Annotated in this window: 19 protein-coding genes and 10 tRNA genes; 7 read left to right on the forward strand and 22 right to left on the reverse strand. The window is 42.3% G+C overall.

Annotated elements, in window-relative coordinates; all coding sequences use genetic code 11:
• Nucleotide 1: 1 nt before the first annotated feature.
• Complete coding sequence (gene leuS, locus LY624_RS06185; RefSeq protein WP_130151343.1) at nt 2–2,590, reverse strand: leucine--tRNA ligase; 2,589 nt, start codon at nt 2,588–2,590, stop codon at nt 2–4.
• Nucleotides 2,591–2,766: 176 nt separating this feature from the next.
• Here leuS and LY624_RS06190 point away from each other — a divergent pair, with 176 nt between their 5' ends.
• The 3 genes from LY624_RS06190 (at nt 2,767) to LY624_RS06200 (ending at nt 6,167) form a co-directional block, all read left to right on the forward strand.
• On the forward strand, nt 2,767–3,225 hold the full coding sequence (locus LY624_RS06190; protein WP_130151344.1) for a zinc ribbon-containing protein: 459 nt from the start codon (nt 2,767–2,769) through the stop codon (nt 3,223–3,225).
• Nucleotides 3,226–3,294: 69 nt separating this feature from the next.
• A complete protein-coding gene (locus tag LY624_RS06195) occupies nt 3,295–5,694 on the forward strand; it encodes a Lon protease family protein (protein WP_130151345.1) in 2,400 nt (799 codons plus the stop codon).
• Nucleotides 5,691–6,167: an FKBP-type peptidyl-prolyl cis-trans isomerase gene (locus tag LY624_RS06200; RefSeq protein ID WP_130151346.1), complete on the forward strand. Its 477-nt coding sequence runs from the start codon at nt 5,691–5,693 to the stop codon at nt 6,165–6,167. The genes LY624_RS06195 and LY624_RS06200 overlap by 4 nt, the downstream gene beginning before the upstream one ends.
• Before the next feature lie 38 nt (nt 6,168–6,205).
• Here LY624_RS06200 and lnt read toward each other — a convergent pair whose 3' ends face one another.
• The 5 genes from lnt to miaB are packed head-to-tail and all read right to left on the reverse strand — an operon-like array spanning nt 6,206 to nt 11,640.
• Nucleotides 6,206–7,753 carry an apolipoprotein N-acyltransferase gene (gene lnt / locus LY624_RS06205; RefSeq protein WP_341804118.1) on the reverse strand — a complete coding sequence of 516 codons (1,548 nt, stop codon included), beginning with the start codon at nt 7,751–7,753 and terminating at the stop codon, nt 6,206–6,208.
• Entirely contained in the window at nt 7,734–8,618 is an 885-nt protein-coding gene (corC, locus tag LY624_RS06210) for a CNNM family magnesium/cobalt transport protein CorC (protein ID WP_130151348.1), read from the reverse strand. Before corC ends, lnt begins: the two co-directional genes overlap by 20 nt.
• 22 nt (nt 8,619–8,640) lie before the next feature.
• Nucleotides 8,641–9,096 (reverse strand): rRNA maturation RNase YbeY, encoded by a 456-nt coding sequence (gene ybeY, locus LY624_RS06215; protein ID WP_062570657.1) that lies wholly within the window; start codon nt 9,094–9,096, stop codon nt 8,641–8,643.
• Nucleotides 9,093–10,145 carry a PhoH family protein gene (locus LY624_RS06220; RefSeq protein ID WP_237119403.1) on the reverse strand — a complete coding sequence of 351 codons (1,053 nt, stop codon included), beginning with the start codon at nt 10,143–10,145 and terminating at the stop codon, nt 9,093–9,095. Before LY624_RS06220 ends, ybeY begins: the two co-directional genes overlap by 4 nt.
• Before the next feature lie 49 nt (nt 10,146–10,194).
• The gene (miaB, locus tag LY624_RS06225; protein WP_130151350.1) at nt 10,195–11,640 is read right to left on the reverse strand and encodes a tRNA (N6-isopentenyl adenosine(37)-C2)-methylthiotransferase MiaB; all 1,446 of its coding nucleotides are present in this window, start codon (nt 11,638–11,640) and stop codon (nt 10,195–10,197) included.
• 258 nt (nt 11,641–11,898) lie between these two features.
• Between miaB and LY624_RS06230 the strand changes: the two genes are divergently transcribed.
• A complete protein-coding gene (locus LY624_RS06230; protein WP_341804119.1) occupies nt 11,899–13,068 on the forward strand; it encodes an FAD-dependent oxidoreductase in 1,170 nt (389 codons plus the stop codon).
• A gap of 175 nt (nt 13,069–13,243) precedes the next feature.
• Here the strand turns inward: LY624_RS06230 and LY624_RS06235 are convergent.
• From LY624_RS06235 to lolB, 16 genes are all read right to left on the reverse strand, one after another.
• Nucleotides 13,244–13,318 (reverse strand) — tRNA-Gln (locus tag LY624_RS06235).
• A gap of 38 nt (nt 13,319–13,356) precedes the next feature.
• Nucleotides 13,357–13,441 (reverse strand) — tRNA-Leu (locus tag LY624_RS06240).
• Between the two features lie 147 nt (nt 13,442–13,588).
• Nucleotides 13,589–13,663, reverse strand: a tRNA-Gln gene (locus LY624_RS06245).
• A gap of 39 nt (nt 13,664–13,702) precedes the next feature.
• Nucleotides 13,703–13,787 (reverse strand) — tRNA-Leu (locus LY624_RS06250).
• A gap of 71 nt (nt 13,788–13,858) precedes the next feature.
• Nucleotides 13,859–13,933, reverse strand: a tRNA-Gln gene (locus LY624_RS06255).
• Nucleotides 13,934–13,973: 40 nt separating this feature from the next.
• A tRNA-Leu gene (locus LY624_RS06260) sits at nt 13,974–14,058 on the reverse strand.
• An 87-nt stretch (nt 14,059–14,145) separates the two neighbouring features.
• Nucleotides 14,146–14,222: transfer RNA gene (locus tag LY624_RS06265), tRNA-Met, on the reverse strand.
• 4 nt (nt 14,223–14,226) lie between these two features.
• Nucleotides 14,227–14,301, reverse strand: a tRNA-Gln gene (locus tag LY624_RS06270).
• Between the two features lie 36 nt (nt 14,302–14,337).
• Nucleotides 14,338–14,422 (reverse strand) — tRNA-Leu (locus LY624_RS06275).
• 137 nt (nt 14,423–14,559) lie between these two features.
• A tRNA-Met gene (locus LY624_RS06280) sits at nt 14,560–14,636 on the reverse strand.
• A 440-nt stretch (nt 14,637–15,076) separates the two neighbouring features.
• Complete coding sequence (ychF, locus tag LY624_RS06285) at nt 15,077–16,168, reverse strand: redox-regulated ATPase YchF (RefSeq protein WP_062570661.1); 1,092 nt, start codon at nt 16,166–16,168, stop codon at nt 15,077–15,079.
• A 34-nt stretch (nt 16,169–16,202) separates the two neighbouring features.
• Nucleotides 16,203–16,787, reverse strand: a complete 585-nt coding sequence (gene pth / locus LY624_RS06290; protein ID WP_062570662.1) for an aminoacyl-tRNA hydrolase — start codon at nt 16,785–16,787, stop codon at nt 16,203–16,205.
• A 19-nt stretch (nt 16,788–16,806) separates the two neighbouring features.
• The gene (locus LY624_RS06295; RefSeq protein ID WP_062570663.1) at nt 16,807–17,415 is read right to left on the reverse strand and encodes a 50S ribosomal protein L25/general stress protein Ctc; all 609 of its coding nucleotides are present in this window, start codon (nt 17,413–17,415) and stop codon (nt 16,807–16,809) included.
• A 150-nt stretch (nt 17,416–17,565) separates the two neighbouring features.
• Nucleotides 17,566–18,513, reverse strand: a complete 948-nt coding sequence (locus LY624_RS06300; protein WP_062570664.1) for a ribose-phosphate pyrophosphokinase — start codon at nt 18,511–18,513, stop codon at nt 17,566–17,568.
• A 79-nt stretch (nt 18,514–18,592) separates the two neighbouring features.
• Complete coding sequence (gene ispE, locus LY624_RS06305) at nt 18,593–19,459, reverse strand: 4-(cytidine 5'-diphospho)-2-C-methyl-D-erythritol kinase (protein WP_130151353.1); 867 nt, start codon at nt 19,457–19,459, stop codon at nt 18,593–18,595.
• A 2-nt stretch (nt 19,460–19,461) separates the two neighbouring features.
• Nucleotides 19,462–20,049: a lipoprotein insertase outer membrane protein LolB gene (lolB, locus tag LY624_RS06310; protein WP_341804120.1), complete on the reverse strand. Its 588-nt coding sequence runs from the start codon at nt 20,047–20,049 to the stop codon at nt 19,462–19,464.
• 83 nt (nt 20,050–20,132) lie between these two features.
• On the opposite strand from lolB, the gene hemA reads away from it, so the two are divergent.
• The 3 genes from hemA to prmC are packed head-to-tail and all read left to right on the forward strand — an operon-like array spanning nt 20,133 to nt 23,330.
• A complete protein-coding gene (hemA, locus tag LY624_RS06315; RefSeq protein ID WP_205989563.1) occupies nt 20,133–21,389 on the forward strand; it encodes a glutamyl-tRNA reductase in 1,257 nt (418 codons plus the stop codon).
• 7 nt (nt 21,390–21,396) lie between these two features.
• Nucleotides 21,397–22,482, forward strand: a complete 1,086-nt coding sequence (gene prfA, locus LY624_RS06320; RefSeq protein WP_062570668.1) for a peptide chain release factor 1 — start codon at nt 21,397–21,399, stop codon at nt 22,480–22,482.
• A 2-nt stretch (nt 22,483–22,484) separates the two neighbouring features.
• Nucleotides 22,485–23,330: a peptide chain release factor N(5)-glutamine methyltransferase gene (gene prmC, locus LY624_RS06325; RefSeq protein WP_341804121.1), complete on the forward strand. Its 846-nt coding sequence runs from the start codon at nt 22,485–22,487 to the stop codon at nt 23,328–23,330.
• Nucleotides 23,331–23,353: the final 23 nt, after the last annotated feature.

Below are 23,353 nucleotides of genomic sequence, written 5' to 3' on the forward strand. Positions count from 1 at the left end.
CTTAGTTGGCAACCACGTTAAGTAGCTTACCAGGTACGTAAATAACTTTACGAACTGTTACGCCATCTGTGAACTTAGTCACGTTTTCTTCAGCAAATGCTAATGCTTCAACTTGCTCTTTGGTTGCATCTGCAGGCACTGTTAACTTAGCACGTAGCTTACCGTTAACTTGTACGATGATTAGCTTCTCATCTTCAACAAGTGCTGACTCATCAACTGTTGGCCAAGCTGCATCTAAGATGTCACCTTCTTTGCCAAGATCTTGCCATAACTGGTGACACATATGCGGCGTGATAGGCGCAAGCATGATAAGTAATGCTTCAAGTGCTTCGTTAGCAATTGCCACATCTTGCTTATCAGCAAGTGGTGCTTTAAGTAACTTGTTCGAGATTTCCATGATTGCGGCAATTGCGGTGTTGAATGTTTGACGACGCTCAACGTCATCAGTCACTTTTGCAATGGCTTTATGTAGTTCACGACGAAGTACTTTTTGGTCGCTATTTAATGCAGATTTATCAAGCGCTTGGTAGCCCACAGTTTCAACATCAACCGCGTATTTCCAAATACGTTTTAAGAAACGCATTGCACCTTCAACACCTGAATCAGACCACTCAAGAGTTTGCTCTGGTGGTGCTGTGAACATCATGAATAAACGCACTGTATCTGCACCGTACTGGGCAATAACTTGTTGCGGGTCGATACCGTTATTTTTCGATTTCGACATTTTGCTCATGCCTGCAGAGAATACCGGCTCACCATCTTCTTTGTGCCACGCTTTAACAACACGACCTTTGTCGTCTGTTTCAGTTTGTACATCAGTTGGTGAAATCCAGATATCACCGCCTTTCTCATCTTTACGATAGAAAGTATCAGCTAATACCATGCCTTGACATAGTAAGCGCTCAAATGGCTCATCTGAGTTTACTAGGCCAAAGTCACGTAATAACTTGTGGAAGAAACGCGAGTAAAGTAAGTGCAAGATCGCATGCTCAATACCACCAATGTATTGGTTTACTGGTAACCAATAATTTGCAGCACCTGGTTCAATCATGCCTTCGTCAAAACGTGGGCTACAGTAACGCGCGTAGTACCAAGACGACTCCATGAAGGTATCGAAGGTATCTGTTTCGTGGAATGCAGGCGCGCCATTTACAGTTGTTTTAGCCCACTCAGGATCAGCTTTGATTGGTGAAGTCACACCATTCATTACTACGTCTTCTGGTAAGCGAACTGGTAGCATGTCTTCTGTTGCTGCAAGCTCATCACCATTTTCGTCGCTTAACATTGGGATTGGAGAACCCCAGTAACGCTGACGGCTAACACCCCAGTCACGTAGACGGAAATTAACTTTACGCTCACCTACACCCAGCGCTTCTAGTTTGTCTGCAACGGCATTAAACGCTGCTTCAAACTCAAGACCGTCAAACTCACCAGAGTTAACTAACACGCCTTTTTCAGTAAATGCTTGATTGTCTAAATCAACCGTTTCTTCAGAACCTGCAGCTGGTGCGATTACTTGAGCAATCTCAAGGCCATACGCTGATGCGAATTCAAAGTCACGTTGGTCGTGTGCAGGTACTGCCATTACAGCGCCTGAGCCGTAATCCATTAATACAAAGTTAGCAACCCAAATAGGTACTTGCTTACCCGTTAATGGGTGAATTGCATAAAAGCCAGTTGCAATGCCTTTTTTGTCCATGGTTGCCATGTCTGCTTCAGCGATTTTCGTGTTTTTACACTCATCAACAAACATTGCTACAGCGTCACTGTTTTTAGCGGCTTCTTGTGCAATTGGGTGACCGGCTGCAACAGCAACATACGTCACACCCATAAAGGTATCTGGGCGCGTTGTATAAACACTGAATGTATCTTCGTTGTCAGCACGCTTGAATTCGATTTCTAAACCTTCAGAACGACCAATCCAGTTACGCTGCATGGTTTTAACTTGCTCAGGCCAGTGATCAAGTTTGTCTAAATCGTCTAATAGCTCTTGTGCATAATCAGTGATTTTGATGAACCATTGTGGAATTTCTTTTTGCTCAACAATGGCACCAGAACGCCAACCACGACCATCAATTACTTGTTCGTTAGCAAGTACTGTTTGGTCAACTGGATCCCAGTTTACTGTTGACATCTTTTTATATACTAAGCCTTTTTCGTAAAGCTTAGTGAAGAACCATTGTTCCCACTTGTAATATTCTGGGTGACATGTAGCGATTTCACGATCCCAATCGTAACCAAAGCCCAATTGCTTTAACTGGTCACGCATGTAATCGATGTTTTCATACGTCCACTTTGCAGGTGCAGTGTTGTTTTTGATTGCTGCATTTTCAGCGGGTAGGCCAAACGCATCCCAACCCATAGGTTGCATTACGTTTTTGCCTTGCAAGCGTTGGAAGCGAGATACTACGTCACCAATGGTGTAGTTACGAACGTGACCCATGTGGAGTCGGCCGCTTGGGTATGGGAACATAGATAGGCAGTAATACTTTTCTTTGCTCTCATCTTCAGTGACTTTAAATACTTGGTTTTCTTCCCAGTAGGCTTGTACTTTTGACTCTATGTCTTGCGGGTTATATTGCTCTTGCATCTACGATTCCAGACTTCTTGCAGATTAATAAAAAATTGTCGATAAGGATAACTCAAAATACACGCTAATCACAGCGGCAAATAAGGGCTTTTATGAAATTCTCACTTTCAGGGCAGGTTAACCTATACTTGACTATAGTAAGTACTGATTTTTCATCATTTTTGAAGGAGTAAACGATGGCAGATTATAAATCATGGCTTAAAGACTTAAGCGAATGGCTAAAGGATGTTAAAGACAACGAGCTAAAAGATGCGATGGATAAGTTTGTTGAATCAGAGCAAGCACTCAAAGACTTAGGACAAGAAAAACTTCATCAATATCGTGACTATTTAAAGCGCGATATCGATCACATTAAAGAAAACGATCACCATTATGATTCCTTGGCATGGATGGAATTAAAAGAGTCTCTATGGTACGAGTTATCGCACATCGAAGACAAAACGCAACTTGAATGGCATGCACTAAATCAAGATTTTAAACACAATGGCGTCTATCATCAGGGAGAATGGATAGCCATGGGCACATTAGTATGTAAAAATTGCCAGCATAGTTACGATGTTTACCATGCTACGCAAATTACCCCATGTATTGAGTGTGGTGGTATTTACTTTAGCCGTAAGGCATTACAACCTTAATCAGTAACGCAGGCTTGGGCTGGGCGTTACCTATAATGCCCAGCTAACGCTGGGAAATAAGAAGTTAGAATGACAAAAAAACTGATCCCTCTACCTGTTAGCGCATTGGCACCTGAAATTGCCGACAATCATGTAGCCACTTGCATGAAAAATCCCTATCCAGAAACACTCACGTTTATTGGTCAACAACGAGCTCAAAGTGCGCTTGATTTCTCATTAGGTATGGAGTTACCTGGTTACAATGTGTATGTGATGGGGGAAGCCGCACTTGGCCGCTTTACTCTTGTTAAAGACAAATTAACAACTCATTCTAAAGAGCGCCCAACGCCAAATGAGTGGCTGTATGTTAATAATTATGATGATCATCGCGAACCAATAGCAATGTTTATGCAAGCAGGGCAGAGCAAGCAACTAGCTGATGATATAGATTCATTTATAGATGAAGTACTTGATACATTTCCTGCTGCATTTGACAATCCAGGTTATCAGCGCAAAAAAAAATCAATCGACCGTGAATTTACCGATACTTACGATGCCGCAATCACTGCCGTGGAAATTGCAGCTCTTGAGCAAAGTGTAGCGTTGATTGAAGAAAATGGCGTTGTTGGTTTTGCGCCTTTAGTTAATGGCAAACAGCTCAGTGATACAGAATTTTCATCTCTTGATGAGCCACTTCGAGACGAGTTTTATGAGGTCATTGAAAAGCTTGAAGATGCGTTAATAGAAGCGCTAATTGAGCTACCACGCTGGAAACGTGAATCCTCAGAAAAATTACGTAACTTAAAAAAATCAACCGCAGAGCTTGCTACTAAACCCTTGATTAAAGCACTTGAGCATAAATATGCTACACATATTGGTGTTCTGCGTTACTTAAAAGACATTCGCGAAGAAATCATCGATGCGGTACTTGAGTGGCTTGACGATGATGACAACGATGAAAACAAAGAGGACTTTGACCGTAAAGGCATGCTAACTGACTTCTTTGCGCCAAATATTCTGGTGGAGTACAAAGAAGGTGATGCTGCCCCTGTGGTGTATGAACCGAATCCAACCTTTGGCAATATTTTCGGTAAAATTGAATATGCAACCTCACAAGGTTCGCTTATCACCAGTTACCGTTCAATCCAACCAGGAGCACTGCACCGTGCGAATGGCGGTTACTTGATTATGGATGCAGAGAAAGTTATGGCTAACCCACAAGTATGGGATGGACTTAAACTGTCTTTAAAAACGCATCAAATCAAAAACGACTTACCCTATCAAGACAGCTCCGTAGGAAGTAGTTTTACGCTACGTCCGCAGCTTATTCCTCTTGATGTAAAAATAGTGCTTTTAGGCTCACGAGACCTTTATTATACCATTGGTGAGTACGACGAAGAGTTTGCTGAGCTGTTTCGTGTACTGGCTGACTTTGATTATTACTTGCCAAGTAGCGATAAACTGCAATATCAGTTCATTACTAAGGTGACTGAATACTGTCAGCAAACATTACATTGCACGACAAACGAAGCCGCTATGGCGCGTTTGCTTAAGTTTAGCTACCGCCAAGCAGAGCATCATAACAAGCTCTCTGCGCGTTTTGCTGATGTACTAGAATTAGTGGCAGAAGCGAGCTTCTATGCAAAGCAGGATGGCCAAACTGTAATAGATGCTCATCATATTGATGAGGCTATTGTTGGGAAACAATACCGCACAGGGCAAATCTCTGAGACCATGCTAAGTGATATCAAAGAGGGGCAAATTTTAATTGCCACTGAAGGTCATGCCGTGGGTAAAGTGAATGGTTTAACTGTACTGCATATTGGTGATACTTCATTTGGTACACCAGCACGCATTACAGCCACTGTTTATGCAGGTGCTGATGGTGTGATTGACGTTGAGCGCGAAGCAGAGCTGGGTAAAGCAATTCACTCAAAAGGGGTGATGCTATTAACCGGTTACTTAGGTAATAAATACGCTCAGCAATTTAGTTTGACGCTCAGTGCTAATATCGCAATCGAACAAAGCTATGGCTATATCGACGGTGATAGCGCGTCACTGGCGGAGTTGTGTGCGCTTATATCAGCAATAACGAACTTACCTATTAGCCAATCAATTGCATTAACTGGCTCTATCAACCAACACGGAGACGTGCAATCAATTGGTGGTGTGAACGAGAAGATCGAAGGCTTCTTTAAGTTATGTAAAATGCGTGGCTTGACCGGTGAGCAAGGGGTGATTATTCCTAAATCTAACCAAGTGAATTTAGTGCTTGATAATGAAGTGCTCGACGCTGTTGAAAAAGGTCGTTTTAATATTTATGCCGTTGAAACAGTAGATCAAGCGTTGAGTTTATTAATGGAAAAAGAAGCTGGCGAAATGACAGAGCAGGGCTATACCGATGATTCTATCAATGCGCTGGCACTTGCTAGGCTTGCCAATATTGCAGATATCGTTAATGGCGATAATGATGAGAAGGACGCGGAATGATTAATTTAATACTTTTACTGATTATTGGTATTTTTTGTTTCTTAATTTTTAAAAATAGCAAAAAGGCTAAGCTACAAGCCCTTGAAAATGAAAAACTCGCTGCTGATTTTTTAGCGAATAACAGTAAAGCTGATGATGTACACGAAACAGCCTCAGGTTTGCAATACAAAATAGAGCAAAGCGCAGGGAATGACGAAAAACCCAATGCTACTAGCAAGGTTAAAGTGCATTATCATGGTACGCTTATGGATGGCAGCGTATTTGATAGCTCAGTAGTACGTAACTCGCCAATTAGCTTTGGTTTAAACCAAGTGATTGCCGGTTGGACTGAGGGTTTACAGTTAATGAGCGAAGGGGATAAATTCACCTTTTATATCCCGCCGCAGCTTGCTTACGGGCGTAAGCGCGTTGGTAGTATTCCAGCTGGCTCATTACTGATATTTGATGTCGAGTTGATAAAGATAGAATCTTAAAACACAAAAAAGGCTTCATCATGAAGCCTTTTTAATGGTTACTTTTTGAATCTTGCAATCACACCAGCAGCACTGAGCAATATCACTATAGCCCATACTGGCAAATTGCCGTATTGGCTATAAATACTATCGCCTTTGATAAGCGTAATATTTGCCTCGAGTACATCGGCTTTAAATTGCGGCATAGCTAATTGCGATTTAGCAATAGGGTCGTAAACGGCGCTAATGCCATTGTTGGTCACTCGAATTAGCGGGCGCTGTAATTCAAGGGCGCGCATACGCGCTATTTGCATGTGCTGATGTGGGCCATGCGAATCACCAAACCACGCATCGTTACTGACCGTGAACAAAATGTCAGAGTCACTGCGATAATTACCACGAACCAACTCAGAAAAAGCAATTTCATAGCAAATAGCCGGTAAAATATTTAAGCCATTTGCCCGTAAATTATTTTGCACTTCATCGCCGCGGGTAAAAGATGACATAGGCAAATCAAATAATGGTGCGATTGGGCGCAGTAATTCTTGGAATGGCACAAATTCACCAATCGGCAATAACTGATGCTTTTGATAGCGGTTTTTAGCTAAATACTGATAGTGGCCTTCGCTATCTTCCAGCTCTTTTTTACCAAGTACGATTAGGGTATTGAAAATATTACGGGTGTCGTATTGGTAATCAACGATACCTGTAATAAGTGCCGTATTATTAAATGTGGCAGCGCTATCAAGACCTGTTAAATAGTCAGTAGCCAATGCTTCGAGCTCTGGGACTGCGGCTTCAGGCCAAACAATTAAATCAGCATTCCAATGCAGGCGGGTCATGTCTTGGTATTTACTCATGGTATTCCAAAATTCTGACGGCTCAAAGCGTAAGTGCTGTTTAATATTACCTTGTACGAGAACTGTTTTGATTGTTTTATCTTGATACTTTGTAGGGCTGCTATTTGCGATAAAATATAAGCCTGTAAGTATTACGACAGAAATAATTAACGGTTTAATATCTTTGCTTATCAAGCGATAAAGCGAAAAGGCAATGAATACGCAAATTAGCGTGATACCAAACTCACCAATCACGGGGGCTAAAAAGTTCAGCGGGCTGTCTGTTTGGGTGTAACCAAAGCTCAGCCAAGGAAAGCCGGTAAGCAAAGTGCCGCGTAAATATTCTGTAATAGCAACGGTAGCAAGTAACCAACAAATAAAGCTATAGGGGCCGTTAGCAAGACGTGTAGTGAGCCAAACGGCTAATGCAGGATACAGGGCTAAATATGCGCACAGTAAAACCATAAGCGAAATAGAGGCAATCAGTGGCATGCCGCCAAAAGTCGCAATAGAAACATGCACCCAGCTAATACCTGCACCAAACCAGCCCAAACCAAAGATAAAGCCATATTTGGCGCTTTGTTTTGCTGCGGCCTTACCACTTGCAAGGGGATTAATGCAGTAAAGAAGGGCACCGAGTGATATAAAAGCAATATACCAAAGGTTAAAGGGGGCGTAACTAAGGGTCAAAAAGAGGCCCGCAATAAGTGCGAGCCAGGCTTTTTTATCTTTTGCAAGAAGGCTTAGGTTAGTTAGCAGTTTCTTCACTGTCGTTATCATCAGCCTTAGGGATAGTTATTTGCAATTGCAAGATGCGACGATTGTCCGCATTGGTGACTTTAAATTGTAAACCATCAATGTCAATGGTTTCACCACGGCTCGGCATATGGCCAAACGCATGCAATACAGTACCACCAATAGTATCTGCATCTGAGGTACTGTAACCTGTTTTAAAGTATTCGTTAAAGTCGTCGACCGGTGTCAGTGCTTGCACGGCATAAACATGCTTTGCAACTTGACGAATATCTTGTTGGTCTTCGCTTTCATCGTGCTCATCTTCAATTTCACCAACGATGATTTCGAGAATATCTTCAATAGTCACAAGACCAGATACACCGCCATATTCATCGATTACAATGGCCATGTGGTAACGCTGTTGACGAAACTCATTAAGGAGCGTGTCAACACGTTTGCTCTCTGGCACCACAACGGCTGGTCGTAAATAATCACGCAGCGAAGGCAGTTGCTCATCTTTATTGATGATCAATGGTAATAAGTCTTTAGCTAATAAAATACCTTCAACATGGTCTTTATCTTCGCATACGACAGGAAAGCGTGAGTGCGTAGAATCGACCATCATAGGTAATAGCTGTTCTAGAGGTGTATCGACTTCTAGGGTTACCATTTGTGAGCGCGGTATCATTATATCGCGCACTTTTAGCTCTGATACACCCAGTACCCCTTCAATCATATCCTTTGTTTCAGGGTCGATAAGGTCGCGTTCTTGCGCATCGGCAATTACTTCTACCAGCTCTTCTCTATTCTGGGGTTCCCCTTGCAACATTTGGGCTATACGGCCCAACCAAGTTTTGCCAGAAGAACCCTGGCTAGTTTGCGAGTTGTCGTCGCTCATTGCGTCTAATTGCTCCGTTAATTTAAATATCGTCTCGATATGGGTCAGCGATGTTCAGATCGGCAAGTAACTGCTTTTCTATGCTTTCCATTTCAAGTGCATCTTCGTCCTTTATATGGTCAAATCCAAGTAAATGCAAGCATCCATGAATCACCATATGGGCAAAATGGTCGTGAAAGGCCTTTTCTTGTTCAATTGACTCGGCTAAAACAATCGCCGGACAAATGATTAAGTCACCGACTAAAGGTAACTCAATACCAGGTGGTGCTTCAAACGGAAACGATAAGACATTAGTCGGCTTGTCTTTACCACGATAGTCATTATTAAGCTGTTGGCTTTGCGCCTCATCACTTATCACAATAGTCAGTTCAGCGTCTTCACGATAATTGCTAAGGGCTTTATCAGCCCAAAGCTGGAATTGTTCAAAGCTGGGTAAGTTATCAAACTCACAGGCTATTTGTAGGTCTAATTCGGTCACGAGTTTGCTTCTTGTTGGTTTGCTTGTGATTCTTTAATACGTTGCTTTTCAGCTCGCTTTAAACGCTCAGCTTCATCATTACGCTCGTAGGCCTCTACAATACGAGCTACGACAGGGTGACGCACAACATCATGAGATTGGAAGAAGTTAAAGCTAATTGCTTCAACATCATTTAGCACCTCAATTGCATGGCGTAGGCCTGAGCGCGCACCGCGCGGTAAATCGACTTGGGTGATATCGCCAGTGATTACCGCTTTTGAATTAAAACCAATACGGGTTAAGAACATTTTCATTTGTTCTGCTGTGGTGTTTTGGCTTTCATCTAGGATGATAAAGGCATCATTCAATGTACGGCCACGCATATATGCAAGTGGGGCAACTTCTATGATGTTTTTTTCGATCAGTTTTTCAACGCGCTCAAAACCAAGCATTTCAAATAATGCGTCGTAAAGAGGGCGCAAATAAGGGTCGATTTTTTGACTCAAATCACCGGGTAAGAAACCCAGTTTTTCACCAGCTTCAACGGCAGGGCGCGTAAGTAGAATGCGACGAATTTCTTGACGCTCAAGGGCATCAACAGCGGCTGCAACAGCGAGGTAAGTTTTACCTGTACCAGCAGGTCCAATACCAAAGGTAATATCGTGATGCAGAATATTTGCAATGTACACGCCTTGGTTGTCGTTTCGCGGTTTAATTACGCCACGGCGGGTTTTAATCACCATGTCTTTGCCATAAACGCCTGGATTTTCATCTTGCTCTAGGGCATTTGATTCGCTAATTGCTAAATGAACCGCTTCAGGTTCTATCTCACCAATTTGGCCACGTACAGGTTGAGTATCAACATAAAGGTTTTTTAAGATTTCGACACTCGCTGCAGCACAGTGAAGCTTACCAGTGACTCTGAAAAAATTATCGCGATGAGCAATTTCTACACCTAATCGGCGCTCAATTTGTTTGATATTTTCGTCAAACGGACCACATAAAGATGAAAGGCGTTTATTGTCGGCGGGTTCTAAATAAATCTCTAAAGTTTTTAATTGATTACTCAAAATAGCTTCCTATTGATGGGTGCAGGCGGTGCCTGCACCAAATTTTCCCCTACGGGACGAAAGTAGCAACGCCAATTTCGTTAGGGGCTTGTGCAGCTTCTGCCTCGGCTGCCTTACTTAAAATAGATGATGGTGCCACATCACGGCGTAAGTTCATCTCTGATTCTGTACGAATTAATTCACCACGTAAAGAATTTGGCAATGCTTCAGTAATACGTACATCAACGAATTGACCGATCACAGAGTGTGGACCTTCAAAATTTACAACTCGGTTGTTCTCTGTACGACCACGTAATTCCATTGGGTTCTTCTTAGAAGGGCCTTCAACTAAAATACGTTGTTCTGTATCAAACATTTGACGGCTGATTTGCTGCGCCATTTGCGTAATACGATTTTGTAACAGGTATAAACGTTCTTTTTTCTCTTGCTCTGATACATCATCAGGTAAATCAGCAGCAGGCGTACCAGGGCGCGCACTGTAGATAAAACTAAAGCTCATATCAAAACCAATATCATTGATAAGGTTCATGGTTGCTTCAAAGTCCGCTTTACTTTCGCCAGGAAAACCAATGATGAAATCTGATGACATGCTTAGGTTAGGGCGAATTTTACGTAACTTACGAATTGTCGATTTGTACTCGATTGCAGTATGGCCACGTTTCATAAGGTTAAGAATGCGGTCTGAACCACTTTGCACAGGTAAGTGTAGGTGATCAACAAGCTCAGGCACGTCTGCATACGCATCAATGATATCTGGCGTAAACTCAACAGGGTGCGAGGTGGTGTAACGAATACGGTCAATACCGTCAATCGCTGCCACATAACGTAATAGATCAGAGAAGTAACAAATTTCACCGTCGTGAGTTTCACCGCGATAGGCATTTACGTTTTGACCAAGTAGGTTCACTTCACGAACACCTTGCTCTGCAAGTTGTGCAACTTCAAGTAATACGTCATCAAGTGGGCGGCTTACTTCTTCACCACGCGTGTAAGGTACTACGCAGAATGTACAGTATTTAGAGCAACCTTCCATAATTGATACGAATGCAGTTGGGCCTTCCGCTTTTGGCTCTGGTAAACGATCGAACTTTTCAATCTCAGGGAATGAAACGTCAACTACCGAGCTGCTGTCGCCACTTTGCACTTGCTTAATCATTTCTGGTAAGCGGTGTAATGTTTGCGGGCCAAAAATTACATCAACAAACGGCGCACGTTGGCGAATTGAGTCACCTTCTTGCGATGCAACACAACCACCAACACCAATGATTAACTCTGGTTTGTCGTCTTTTAATAGCTTCCAACGGCCAAGCTGATGGAATACTTTTTCTTGTGCCTTTTCACGGATTGAACAGGTATTGAGTAAGATCACGTCAGCGTCCTCGGCTTCTTCAGTTAACTGATAGCCGTTAGTCGCATCTAGTAGATCAGCCATTTTCTGAGAGTCGTACTCGTTCATCTGACAACCCCAGGTTTTAATATGCAGCTTTTTACTCATTGAAATATAGCCTCGTTTTCAATTCGGTAGTGACACAAAAATGTGTTAGAAACAGGATTAAGTGGCAAGTATGCCGACTTAAAGGACGCGTATTTTAGCTGGATACCCGCACAGATCCAAGTATAGTTTTTATCTTTGTGGTGTGAAATCAAACAAGTCACTGTTTTGAAATTCTTAAGCAGTAAATGCACTGACACTGATTATTGAATTACGTTACAATTTACAGCGTATTTAAATAGCCAAATGAGCGAATGCTAAATGAATAAAAATAAGGTAATTGTTGTCGGTGGTGGCATGGTAGGTGCTGCTACTGCTGTAAAACTGGCCAAGCAGGGTAGGGATGTCACCGTTATTGAAAAGCATCTTATCGATGCTGATCATATTCTTAGCTCAGGTAAGGTCGATATTCGCATTTCGGCTATTAATCGTTTTTCAGAAAATTTACTTGATGATCTCGGTGCCATGCCGTTACTAAGACAAAATCGCATTGCACCTTATCAACAACTAGAGGCCTACCAGCAGCAAGGTGAGAATTTATTGTTTGATTGCCATGAGATTGGCGAAACGCATTTAGGTCATTTAATCGAAAATAATTTAATTCAAGCAAGCCTCTGGCAGCAATTCGCCAAGTACAACATCGAAGTGATAGAGCAAACGTCAGCCATCATGGATATTACTCAAACGGCTGATTCAATCACCTTACAGTATGGTGACACCCAATATACTGCCGATTTAGTTGTTGCAGCAGACGGTGGACAGTCACAATTACGAACTAAAGCTGGCTTAGGTGTAACGGGTTGGCAATATGGTCAGCATTGCATGGGCGTGTTAATCAAATTAGATGCCCCGCAGCAAGTAAAAACGTGGCAACAATTCACGCCAACCGGACCTGTCGCGTTTTTACCTATGCAGGCACCTTATGCAAATTTAATTTGTTATCACGATGCTGCGGTTTTAAAGCAGTGGCAAACATTGTCGAATGAGCAACTTAAAGCAAAGCTCATTGCGCATTTCCCTGAACTACCGGGCGACTTTGAGCTGCTTGAGCATGCTGTTTTTCCACTTGCACGCCAACACGCCAATGATTATTCGCACGGCCGTTTAGTTTTAGTCGGTGACTCGGCGCACACAATTAACCCGCTCGCTGGGCAAGGTGTGAACTTAGGCTTTCAAGATGTCGTTGCACTGGCAGATGTTTTGGCAGATCAACCTGATGTGGGTCAGCAAGCGTTATTAAAACGATACGAGAAAAAACGCCGCCACGCTAATTTACTGATGATGAGCATGATGGATGCATGTTACTTTGGTTTTTCAAACAAGATAAAACCACTGAGCTGGGTGCGCAGTAAGTTTTTAAAGCTTGCTAATAACACAGGCCCTGCAAAGAACTGGGTTTTAAAATATGCGATTAGCGGGACATTAAGTTAATCACATAGTGATAGAGACTAAACACGGGTTAATGAAAATTAGCCCGTTTTTTTTGTGCTAAATAAAAATGAATTAAATTTTGGAGAAATTAGAAATTAGAAATTAGAAATTAGAAATTAGAAATTAGAAATTAGAAATTAGAAATTAGAAATTAGAAATTAGAAAGAGAAGTAGTTGGCTGGGATACCAGGATTTGAACCTGGGAATGGCAGGATCAAAACCTGCTGCCTTACCGCTTGGCGATATCCCAACGCTAAACTTGAAGAGTTTTAGTTCTACTTAAGAACATGGTGCGGAAGGAGAGACTTGAACTCTCACAACCGAAGTTACTGGAACCTAAATCCAGCGCGTCTACCAATTCCGCCACTCCCGCACATAGTGTGATGCAAGTGTAAAGTAATGGAACCTAAATCCAGCGTCTAATCAAGACTCCAGCCAATTCCGCCACTCCCGCATCATAGGGTCTGCTAATTTTAACTCTTAGCCTGAGTTTTCTTATTCACTTTCTTGGTAGAGAAAGTGGCTGGGATACCAGGATTTGAACCTGGGAATGGCAGGATCAAAACCTGCTGCCTTACCGCTTGGCGATATCCCAACAAAGAATAATTGATAGTTTGAGTTCTTATCAAGAACATGGTGCGGAAGGAGAGACTTGAACTCTCACAACCGAAGTTACTGGAACCTAAATCCAGCGCGTCTACCAATTCCGCCACTCCCGCATCGTTCGTACTAATGTACTGGTAGTTATTTTAGACTCTTCATTGAGCATTCTTTATTCACTTTGAGAAAGTGGCTGGGATACCAGGATTTGAACCTGGGAATGGCAGGATCAAAACCTGCTGCCTTACCGCTTGGCGATATCCCAACAAAGAATAATTTGATAGTTTTGGTTCTTATCAAGAACATGGTGCGGAAGGAGAGACTTGAACTCTCACAACCGAAGTTACTGGAACCTAAATCCAGCGCGTCTACCAATTCCGCCACTCCCGCATCATTCGTACTAAAAGTACTGGTAGTTATTTTAAACTCTTTATTGAGTGCAGCTTTAACTCCTGCAGAGCCATTCTAAAGAAAGAATGGTGGCTAAGACGGGATTTGAACCTGTGACCCCATCATTATGAGTGATGTGCTCTAACCAACTGAGCTACTTAGCCATTGTGGCTGGGATACCAGGATTTGAACCTGGGAATGGCAGGATCAAAACCTGCTGCCTTACCGCTTGGCGATATCCCAACAAAAGCTTGATAGTTTGAGTTCTTATCAAGAACATGGTGCGGAAGGAGAGACTTGAACTCTCACAACCGAAGTTACTGGAACCTAAATCCAGCGCGTCTACCAATTCCGCCACTCCCGCATACCTTTTGCGTTTGCAATAAAGGAACCTAAATCCAGCGTCTTAATCAAGACATCGGCCAATTCCGCCACACCCGCATCATTCGTACTAAAAGTACTGGTAGTTATTTTAAACTCTTCATTGAGCAACAAAAAGAATGGTGGCTAAGACGGGATTTGAACCTGTGACCCCATCATTATGAGTGATGTGCTCTAACCAACTGAGCTACTTAGCCATCTTTTTTGTTAACACTTCATCGCTGAGTGCGGGGCGTATTATGCTGATATGACCTAAATCCGTCAACACCTTTTTTGCAAAAAAACACTTAACAGGGTTTGTTTGCATTAAAATTAAGCTAACAGGTTAAATTTTACTTAAATTGCTGTTTTTTTGTCGGTCAAAGACGACTCTAAAAGTATGTTACGTATTATTGTTAATAAAAGCTCATTTTTAATCTGTTTGATTTTTATACAAAAATTAAGATCATAAATTTAAAAACTATTCTGTTGAGAGTTTTTTTAACTCATGAATGCATTTACAGCTATATAGAGTAGAAGAGTAGGGAGATAAAATGGCGCTATTGCAGTGCTAAAAATAGCATGCGTATCGTGATGTAAACCCAGAAAATAAAAAAGCTCGTAATAACGAGCCTTTTAAATAGAGTTGCTTAAGAACTTATACGTTAAATAAGAAGTTCATGACATCACCGTCTTTAACGATGTACTCTTTACCTTCTTGACGCATTTTACCAGCTTCTTTTGCACCGCTTTCGCCTTTGAACTCAATATAATCGTCAAAAGCGATCGTTTGAGCACGGATAAAGCCACGTTCGAAGTCTGTGTGGATTTTACCAGCAGCTTGTGGTGCCGTCGCACCTACTGGAATGGTCCATGCGCGTACTTCTTTTACACCTGCAGTAAAGTAGGTTTGTAATTTAAGTAACTCGTAACCACCACGGATCACTAAGTTAAGGCCTGGTTCTTCTAAACCTAGGTCAGCCATAAATTCTAATTTATCTTCTTCTTCAAGTTCAGATAACTCAGATTCGATAGCAGCACAAACAGGAATTACAACAGCGTCTTCAGCAGCGGCAATTTCACGTACTTTATCTAGGTAAGGGTTATTTTCAAAACCATCTTCTGCTACATTCGCAATGTACATCGTTGGTTTGATTGTTAAAAAGTTAAGCGTTTTAATTGCCGCTTTTTCTTCTTTCGTGAGTTCTAAAGAACGTAATGTTAAACCTTCATCTAGGTGCGCTTTTACTTTTTCTAACACTGCATTTTGTTCTTTAGCGTCTTTGTCGCCGCCTTTTGCTTTCTTGGCATTACGAACAAGCGCTTTATCTGCGCTATCCATATCTGCAAGTACTAATTCGGTGTTAATAACATCAATATCGTCAGCTGGATCGATAGTACCAGCAACATGGACGATATTTTCGTCTTCAAAACAACGAACAACATGACCAATTGCATCTGTTTCACGAATATTCGCAAGGAACTGGTTACCTAGACCTTCACCTTTTGAAGCGCCTTTTACAAGGCCTGCAATATCAACGAACTCCATCGTTGTTGGTAAAATGCGTTGTGGATTTACGATTTCAGCTAGTGCATTTAAGCGCGCATCAGGAACTGGCACCACACCCGTATTTGGTTCAATAGTACAGAAAGGGAAGTTAGCGGCTTCGATTCCCGCTTTAGTTAGTGCATTAAATAATGTTGATTTACCAACGTTTGGCAAACCAACGATGCCACATTTAAAACCCATAGTAAGATACCTTGTGTAATTTCATTAAAACGGATTAAGGTTTAAATGAATGTAGTCTGTTTTGTGCTTTTAACACACCATCTTTTGCAAGAATTTCCATGCAACGAACTGCTTCGTCGATTGCGGCATCCATTTTTTCTTGATCGTCTTTCGCAGCTTTGCCTAGCACCCAACCTGTTACCATTTCTCGGTGACCAGGGTGTCCAATGCCAATACGAAGGCGCATAAAATCTTTTTGGTTTGCCATTTTCGCAATAATGTCTTTTAAACCATTGTGACCACCGTGGCCGCCACCTTTTTTTAGTTTAGCAATGCCTGGTTCTAAGTCCATTTCGTCGTGAGCAACGAGAATGTTTTCAACAGGAATTTTAAAGAAATTAGCAAGACTACTCACCGATTTACCACTTAAATTCATATAAGTTGTAGGGATCAGTAGTTTAAATTCTTGGCCTTGAATAATCACTTTGCCAGTGAGGCCGTGATATTTAGGATCATGTTTGAGAGTGCAATTATAACGTGCAGCGAGTTCTTCGATGAACCAAGCACCTGCATTATGGCGTGTGTTTGCGTATTCGGGGCCTGGATTAGCCAGGCCCACAAGCATTTGAATAGAATTCAAGGTGTGTACACCTTAAAAATTATTCTGCAGCGTCTTCTGAAGCTTCTTCAGCAGGAGCAGCTTTGTTAGCTTTAACAGTAACAACTGACTGATCGTGATCTGCACCTTTAGCAAGCTCAACAGATGAAACACCTGAAGGAAGTTTAAGGTCAGAAAGGTGGATTGAATCACCAGCTACTAAATCTGCAACGTTAACTTCAACGAACTCAGGAAGTGACTTAGGAAGACACGTGATTTCGATTTCAGTTAATTGGTGAACAACAGTGTTACCTGCTTTAGTTACTTTCTCTTCACCGATGAAGTGTACTGGCACTTTAGTGTGAAGTTTGTGAGAAGCATCTACACGTTGGAAGTCTAAGTGAGTGATCTTAGGCTTGAACGGGTGACGTTGAATATCTTTAAGGATAGCTTCAACTGACTCGCCACCGATGTTTAAAGTAAGGATGTGTGTGTAGAAACCTTCGTCTTCTTGCGCTTTGATCATATCTTTGTGTGCAAGAACGATAGATGCAGCTTCTTTGTCAGCACCGTAAAGGATTGCAGGAACTTTATCTTCACGGCGTAGGCGGCGGCTCGCACCAGTACCTGTTTCTGTACGTAATTCTGCATTGTATGTATAAGTTGACATAATGTCTCCAATAATTAATAGTCTTAGGGCCTTTGCGACCAAGGTCCCTAGCCAAAAGGCGCGCTATCATACCACCCCTTGTGGGGAAAATAAATAACGGCTACAAAAAAAGCACCAAATGGTGCTTTTTTCAATATCATGCGCTGTTGATTAATGCTCAAACATCGCAGAGATTGATTCTTCGTTGCTGATACGACGAATTGTTTCAGCAAGCATGTCTGCAAGCGTAAGTACTTTGATGTTATCAAGTGCTTTAAGCTCGTCAGTAAGTGGTATTGAGTCAGTAACAATCACTTCGTCAATAACTGATTCACGAATGTTCTGTGCTGCATTACCTGAAAGAACTGGGTGGGTTGCATAAGCAAAAACACGTTTTGCACCATGCTCTTTAAGCGCCGCAGCTGCTTTACATAAAGTACCGCCCGTATCAATCATGTCATCAACGATGATACAGTCACGACCTTCAACGTCACCAATAATATGCATTACTTGTGATACGTTTGCTTGTGGGCGACGCTTATCGATGATAGCAAGGTCAGTGTCATTTAATAGCTTCGCGATTGCACGAGCACGAACAACACCACCGATATCAGGAGAAACAACCACGACGTCTTCGAAGTCGCGCTCTTTCATGTCTTCTAATAGCACAGGGCTACCGAATACGTTATCAACCGGTACGTCGAAGAAACCTTGGATTTGTTCTGCGTGTAGGTCAACAGTTAATACGCGGTCAACACCAACACTTGATAAGAAATCTGCAACTACTTTAGCTGTGATTGGTACACGAGCAGAGCGCACACGGCGGTCCTGACGCGAATAACCAAAATAAGGAATAACTGCGGTAATACGTCCAGCGGATGCACGACGTAGGGCATCAACCATAACGATAAGTTCCATCAGATTATCGTTAGTGGGGTTACAGGTTGATTGAACAATGAAAACGTCAGAACCACGAACATTTTCATTAATTTGAACACTGATCTCACCGTCACTAAAACGGCCAACAACAGCATCGCCTAATTCAATATACAAACGTTTTGCAACTTTTTGAGCTAGCTCAGGTGTTGCGTTACCAGCGAAGAGCTTCATGTCAGGCACGGTAGGGTTCCTCAGGCACTGAATTTTGGGACTAACAGGCTATGGTAGGCACCAAAGCAGGTTAACATTTACTTGTACGTTACTTCATTTCAAAGTGAGCATTTAAAGCTGTATGAGCAGGAGAAATTGTAGCACTACTTGCAACAAACCCTGTCCATTTTTCTGGTAATTCGGCTAAAACTTGCTGTGCTTGTGCCTCGGTTGAAAACTCAGCAAAGCAGCAAGCGCCTGTACCAGTCATCTTTGACGGGGCGTATTTTAGCAACCACTGCAGGGCTTTTTCAACCTCGGGGCAGAGCTTTTTAACTAAAGCCTCACAATCATTGCGTAAATTTTCTGTTTGCCAGTCTGCTTTTAGTTTCGGTGTATCGCGTTTTAAATCGGGGTGAGTAAAAATTTTCGCGGTGCTTACATGCTCTCCTGGGTGGATCACACAATACCAACGCTTTGGTAACTCGACGTTATGAAGTTGCTCACCAATGCCGTGCGCAATTGCGGTGTGGCCATTAATAAATACGGGGACATCAGCGCCTAAGGTCACGCCTAAATTTGCTAACTCGTGTAAAGATAAATGACAGTCCCATAATTTATTAAGCGCAAGTAAAGTTGTGGCGGCATCGGAAGAGCCACCACCAACACCGCCGCCCATTGGCAAGCGTTTTAACAGTTTGATAGTAACACCCTGCTGGCAACGACAGTGTTGTTGTAACAAGAGAGCCGCTTTATATATAAGGTTGTCTGTTAATGCAATGCCGTTTGTATCACCCGTCACTTTGATATCTGGATCATGGGTCACTGTAAACGTTAAATCATCACCAAATTCTAAAAAGGTAAATAAGGTTTCTAACTCATGGTAGCCGTCATCACGACGCGCATTTATATGAAGAAATAAATTAAGTTTTGCAGGCGCTATTAACGTTAGCGGGGCGGTTGATACTTGCGTCATGATTAATTTAACTGCCAATCATTAAGTTGAATTTTGATACGGATTTTTTGGTTTTTAAGGCTTAACTTTACAGGAAGCCAATAGCCATCTTGTTTAATGTAATCTGAATAGGTTATTTGCCACTGTTGGCCATTGTGTGCTTGCCAAATAAGATTTTTTAATCGGCCTTGCTCGTCATAGCTGGCTTGGTCGTTTTCGACAGTGCCTTTTAGCCACTTTGCGGCGTTATCTAATGGAATCGAAAAGCCAGTTAAACGGTATAACAACATAGCGGCATCACGATCGGTATAAACATCACCGTCATATTCAAGTTCGGCCCCTTGCGCACTCTGTTTTAAAGACAAAATACGCGTGCCAATAAAACTGGTGAGTACTATGTCACTGTATAGCTCATCATGTTGCCAATTTAAATTAGCAGATTGGCGCTGCTCTGTACTAATAAATGCCATTTTTCCCTGTACTTGCCACTGAGCTTGTTGTTCTAAACGGCTTTTCCAGTCAGGATAAATGTAATCAACGGTTGACATTTTTTGCGCACAACCGCTGATAAATAAAAAAAACATGAATAAAATCAAATATTGTTTAATCAAATGTCGTTCCTTACTTTCCATATTCCGCTGATTTTTGGTAAAATTAACGCCTTTACAGCTGGGCTTAGCAATATTTGGTACATATGACCATCGTAGCACTTGGTATAAATCACAAAACCGCATCCGTAGAATTACGTGAAAAAGTCGCGTTTTCACCTGAGCAAATGGCTGAGGCGTTACAGCAATTAAGCGGTCATGCGCATTTTAATGAAGCGGTTATTGTTTCGACCTGCAACAGAACCGAAATCTATTGTAGCCTTGCTGAGCGTAATTCCCAAACCTTGTTACGTTGGTTGGCAGGTTTTCATGGTTTGGATGAACATGAACTGAGCAATAATACTTATTACCACGAAGGTGATAAAGCAATTAATCATTTAATGCGAGTATCGTGTGGTCTTGATTCTTTAGTGCTAGGCGAGCCGCAAATTCTGGGGCAAATTAAACAGGCTTATCATAACGCTAAAACACACGATGCTATTGGCGTAACCTTCGATCGTTTATTCCAAAAAACCTTTTCGGTGGCGAAACAAGTTCGAACTGAAACGGACATTGGTGCCAGTGCAGTTTCGGTTGCCTATGCCGCTGTTAACCTAGCTAAACATATTTACGGTAAACTCGATAAAACCAATGTACTGCTTATCGGTGCGGGCGAAACTATAGAGCTTGTTGCCAAGCATTTATATCAAAATGACCCACAAAAAATAACCGTAGCGAATCGTACTATTGAGCGAGCGAAGAGCTTAGCAGCAGAGGTCAATGCAGATGTTATCGCGTTGGCTCAGCTACCGGAGCGGTTACATGATGCAGATATTGTTATAAGTTCCACCGCCAGCACGCTACCAATTATTGGTAAGGGTGTCGTGGAACAAGCACTTAAAAAGCGCCGCCACAAACCTATGCTATTTATTGATATTGCCGTTCCACGCGATATCGAAAGCCAAGTAGGCGAGCTTGATGCAGCTTATTTATATTCAGTTGATGACTTACAAGCCATAGTAAGCGAGAATATCGCGGCTCGTGAGCAAGCAGCCGAACAGGCACAAGACATTATCAGTGCACGTACGAATGAGTTCGTTATGTGGCTGCGTTCACTGGATTCAGTGGATTTAATTCGTCATTATCGTAATGACGTCCAAGATATAAAATCTGAACTTGTTGAAAGGGCGCTTAGCCAGTTGCAAACAGGTAAAGAGGCAGAGAAAGTGATACTCGAGTTGGCAAATAAACTGACCAACCGCTTGATGCACGCACCTACCCGTGCCATTCAAGATGCAGCAAAAAATGGCGAAGCTGCTGAGTTAAGTCAATTAAAGAAAATGTTAGGTATTGATCAGGAATAGTCGTTAAATGAAAGAGTCTGTTTATAGAAAATTAGAAACCTTAGTTGAGCGTTATGAGGAAGTGCAAGCGCTACTAAGCGACCCCTCTGTGATCAGCGATCAAAATCGCTTTCGTACCTTATCTAAAGAGTATTCAGAGTTAGAAGAAATTGTTAAAGCGTTTTTAGCGTATCAGCAAGCACAGGATGATGTAGCTACAGCTGAAGAAATGCTAAAAGATTCAGACCCTGATATGCGTGAAATGGCGCAAGAAGAATATAAGGAAGCAAAAGCACAAATAACGGCATTAGAAGACGAAATCCAAATTCTAATGCTACCAAAAGACCCTAAAGACAATAATAACGTCTATTTAGAGGTTCGTGCGGGGACCGGTGGTGATGAAGCCGCTATCTTCGCTGGTGACTTATTCCGTATGTACAGCCGTTACGCTGAAACCAAAAAGTGGAAAGTAGAAGTAGTAAGTACTAACGAAGGTGAGCACGGCGGTTATAAAGAAGTCATTGCGCATATCTCTGGTGAAGGTGTATATGGTCAGCTGAAGTTCGAATCAGGTGCACATCGTGTACAACGTGTACCAGAGACTGAGTCGCAAGGCCGTGTACATACATCAGCTTGTACAGTTGCAGTTATGGCTGAAATTCCTGAAGCGGAAGCAATTGAGATTAACCCAGCGGATATTAAAGTTGATACCTTCCGTGCATCGGGTGCCGGTGGTCAGCACGTAAATAAAACTGACTCAGCAATCCGTATTACACACATTCCAACGGGTGTGGTTGTAGAGTGTCAGGATGAGCGTTCACAGCATAAAAACCGTGCCAAAGCAATGTCTGTGCTTGGTGCACGTTTACAACAAGCTGAAGATGAAAAACGCCAAGCTGCTGAAGCATCAGAGCGTCGCAATCTAGTGGGTAGTGGTGACCGTTCTGAGCGTATTCGTACTTATAACTACCCGCAGGGTCGTATTACCGATCACCGTATTAACTTAACTCTTTATCGTTTGAATGAAGTGGTTGCAGGTGATTTAGGCAGTGTAATCGAACCACTTATGCAAGAACATCAAGCTGACTTACTTGCTGCGATGGGCGATGAATAATCGTGCCACAAAGCATAGAGCAAGCAGTTGTTGCTGCGACGGCGTTACTAACGCCTAGCAGCGACAGTGCAAAATTAGACGCCCAGGTCCTGTTATTATCCATCCTAAATAAACCTCGTAGCTACTTATTCACCTGGCCAGAAAAACACCTTACTGAACAGCAACAGCTTGATTTTGAACAGGCATGCCAACGCCGCTTAAAGGGTGAACCTGTCGCTCATATTGTCGGTTTTCGTGAATTTTGGAGCCTTCCACTTAAGGTAAACCCAACAACCTTGATTCCACGACCTGATACCGAAACGTTAGTTGAATATGCGCTAGGTCTTGACTTACCTGTTAATGCAAACGTGCTTGATTTGGGCACAGGCACAGGAGCTATAGCACTTGCGCTGGCCAGCGAAATGCCAAATTGGCAGGTGACAGGGGTAGATAGAGTGGCTGATGCCGTCGCATTAGCCCAAGAAAACCAACAGCGACTCGATATTAACAACGCCACTTTTGCTTTGAGCAATTGGTTTAGTGCTGTAAAAAAAGAAAAATTTAACTTAATTGTCAGCAATCCCCCCTATATCGAACACGATGATGAGCACTTAAGCCAAGGTGATGTGCGCTTTGAGCCACTCTCTGCATTAGTGGCTGATGACGACGGCATGGCTGATATAAAACAAATTATTACTATCGCGCGTGACTATTTGACAACAAATGGCTATCTTTTAATTGAACATGGTTACCAACAAAGTGTGAAAGTCCAAGAATTTTTTGCACAAATGTCGTATAGCCATATACTTACAGTAAAAGATCTTGGCGGTAATGACCGTGTAACGTTAGCGCAGTGGGCTCATAAATAAAAAGCTTTGCTGGGCATACATAG

It is taken from the genome of Pseudoalteromonas sp. N1230-9 (genome assembly GCF_032716425.1).
In the GTDB taxonomy this organism is placed as follows: domain Bacteria; phylum Pseudomonadota; class Gammaproteobacteria; order Enterobacterales; family Alteromonadaceae; genus Pseudoalteromonas.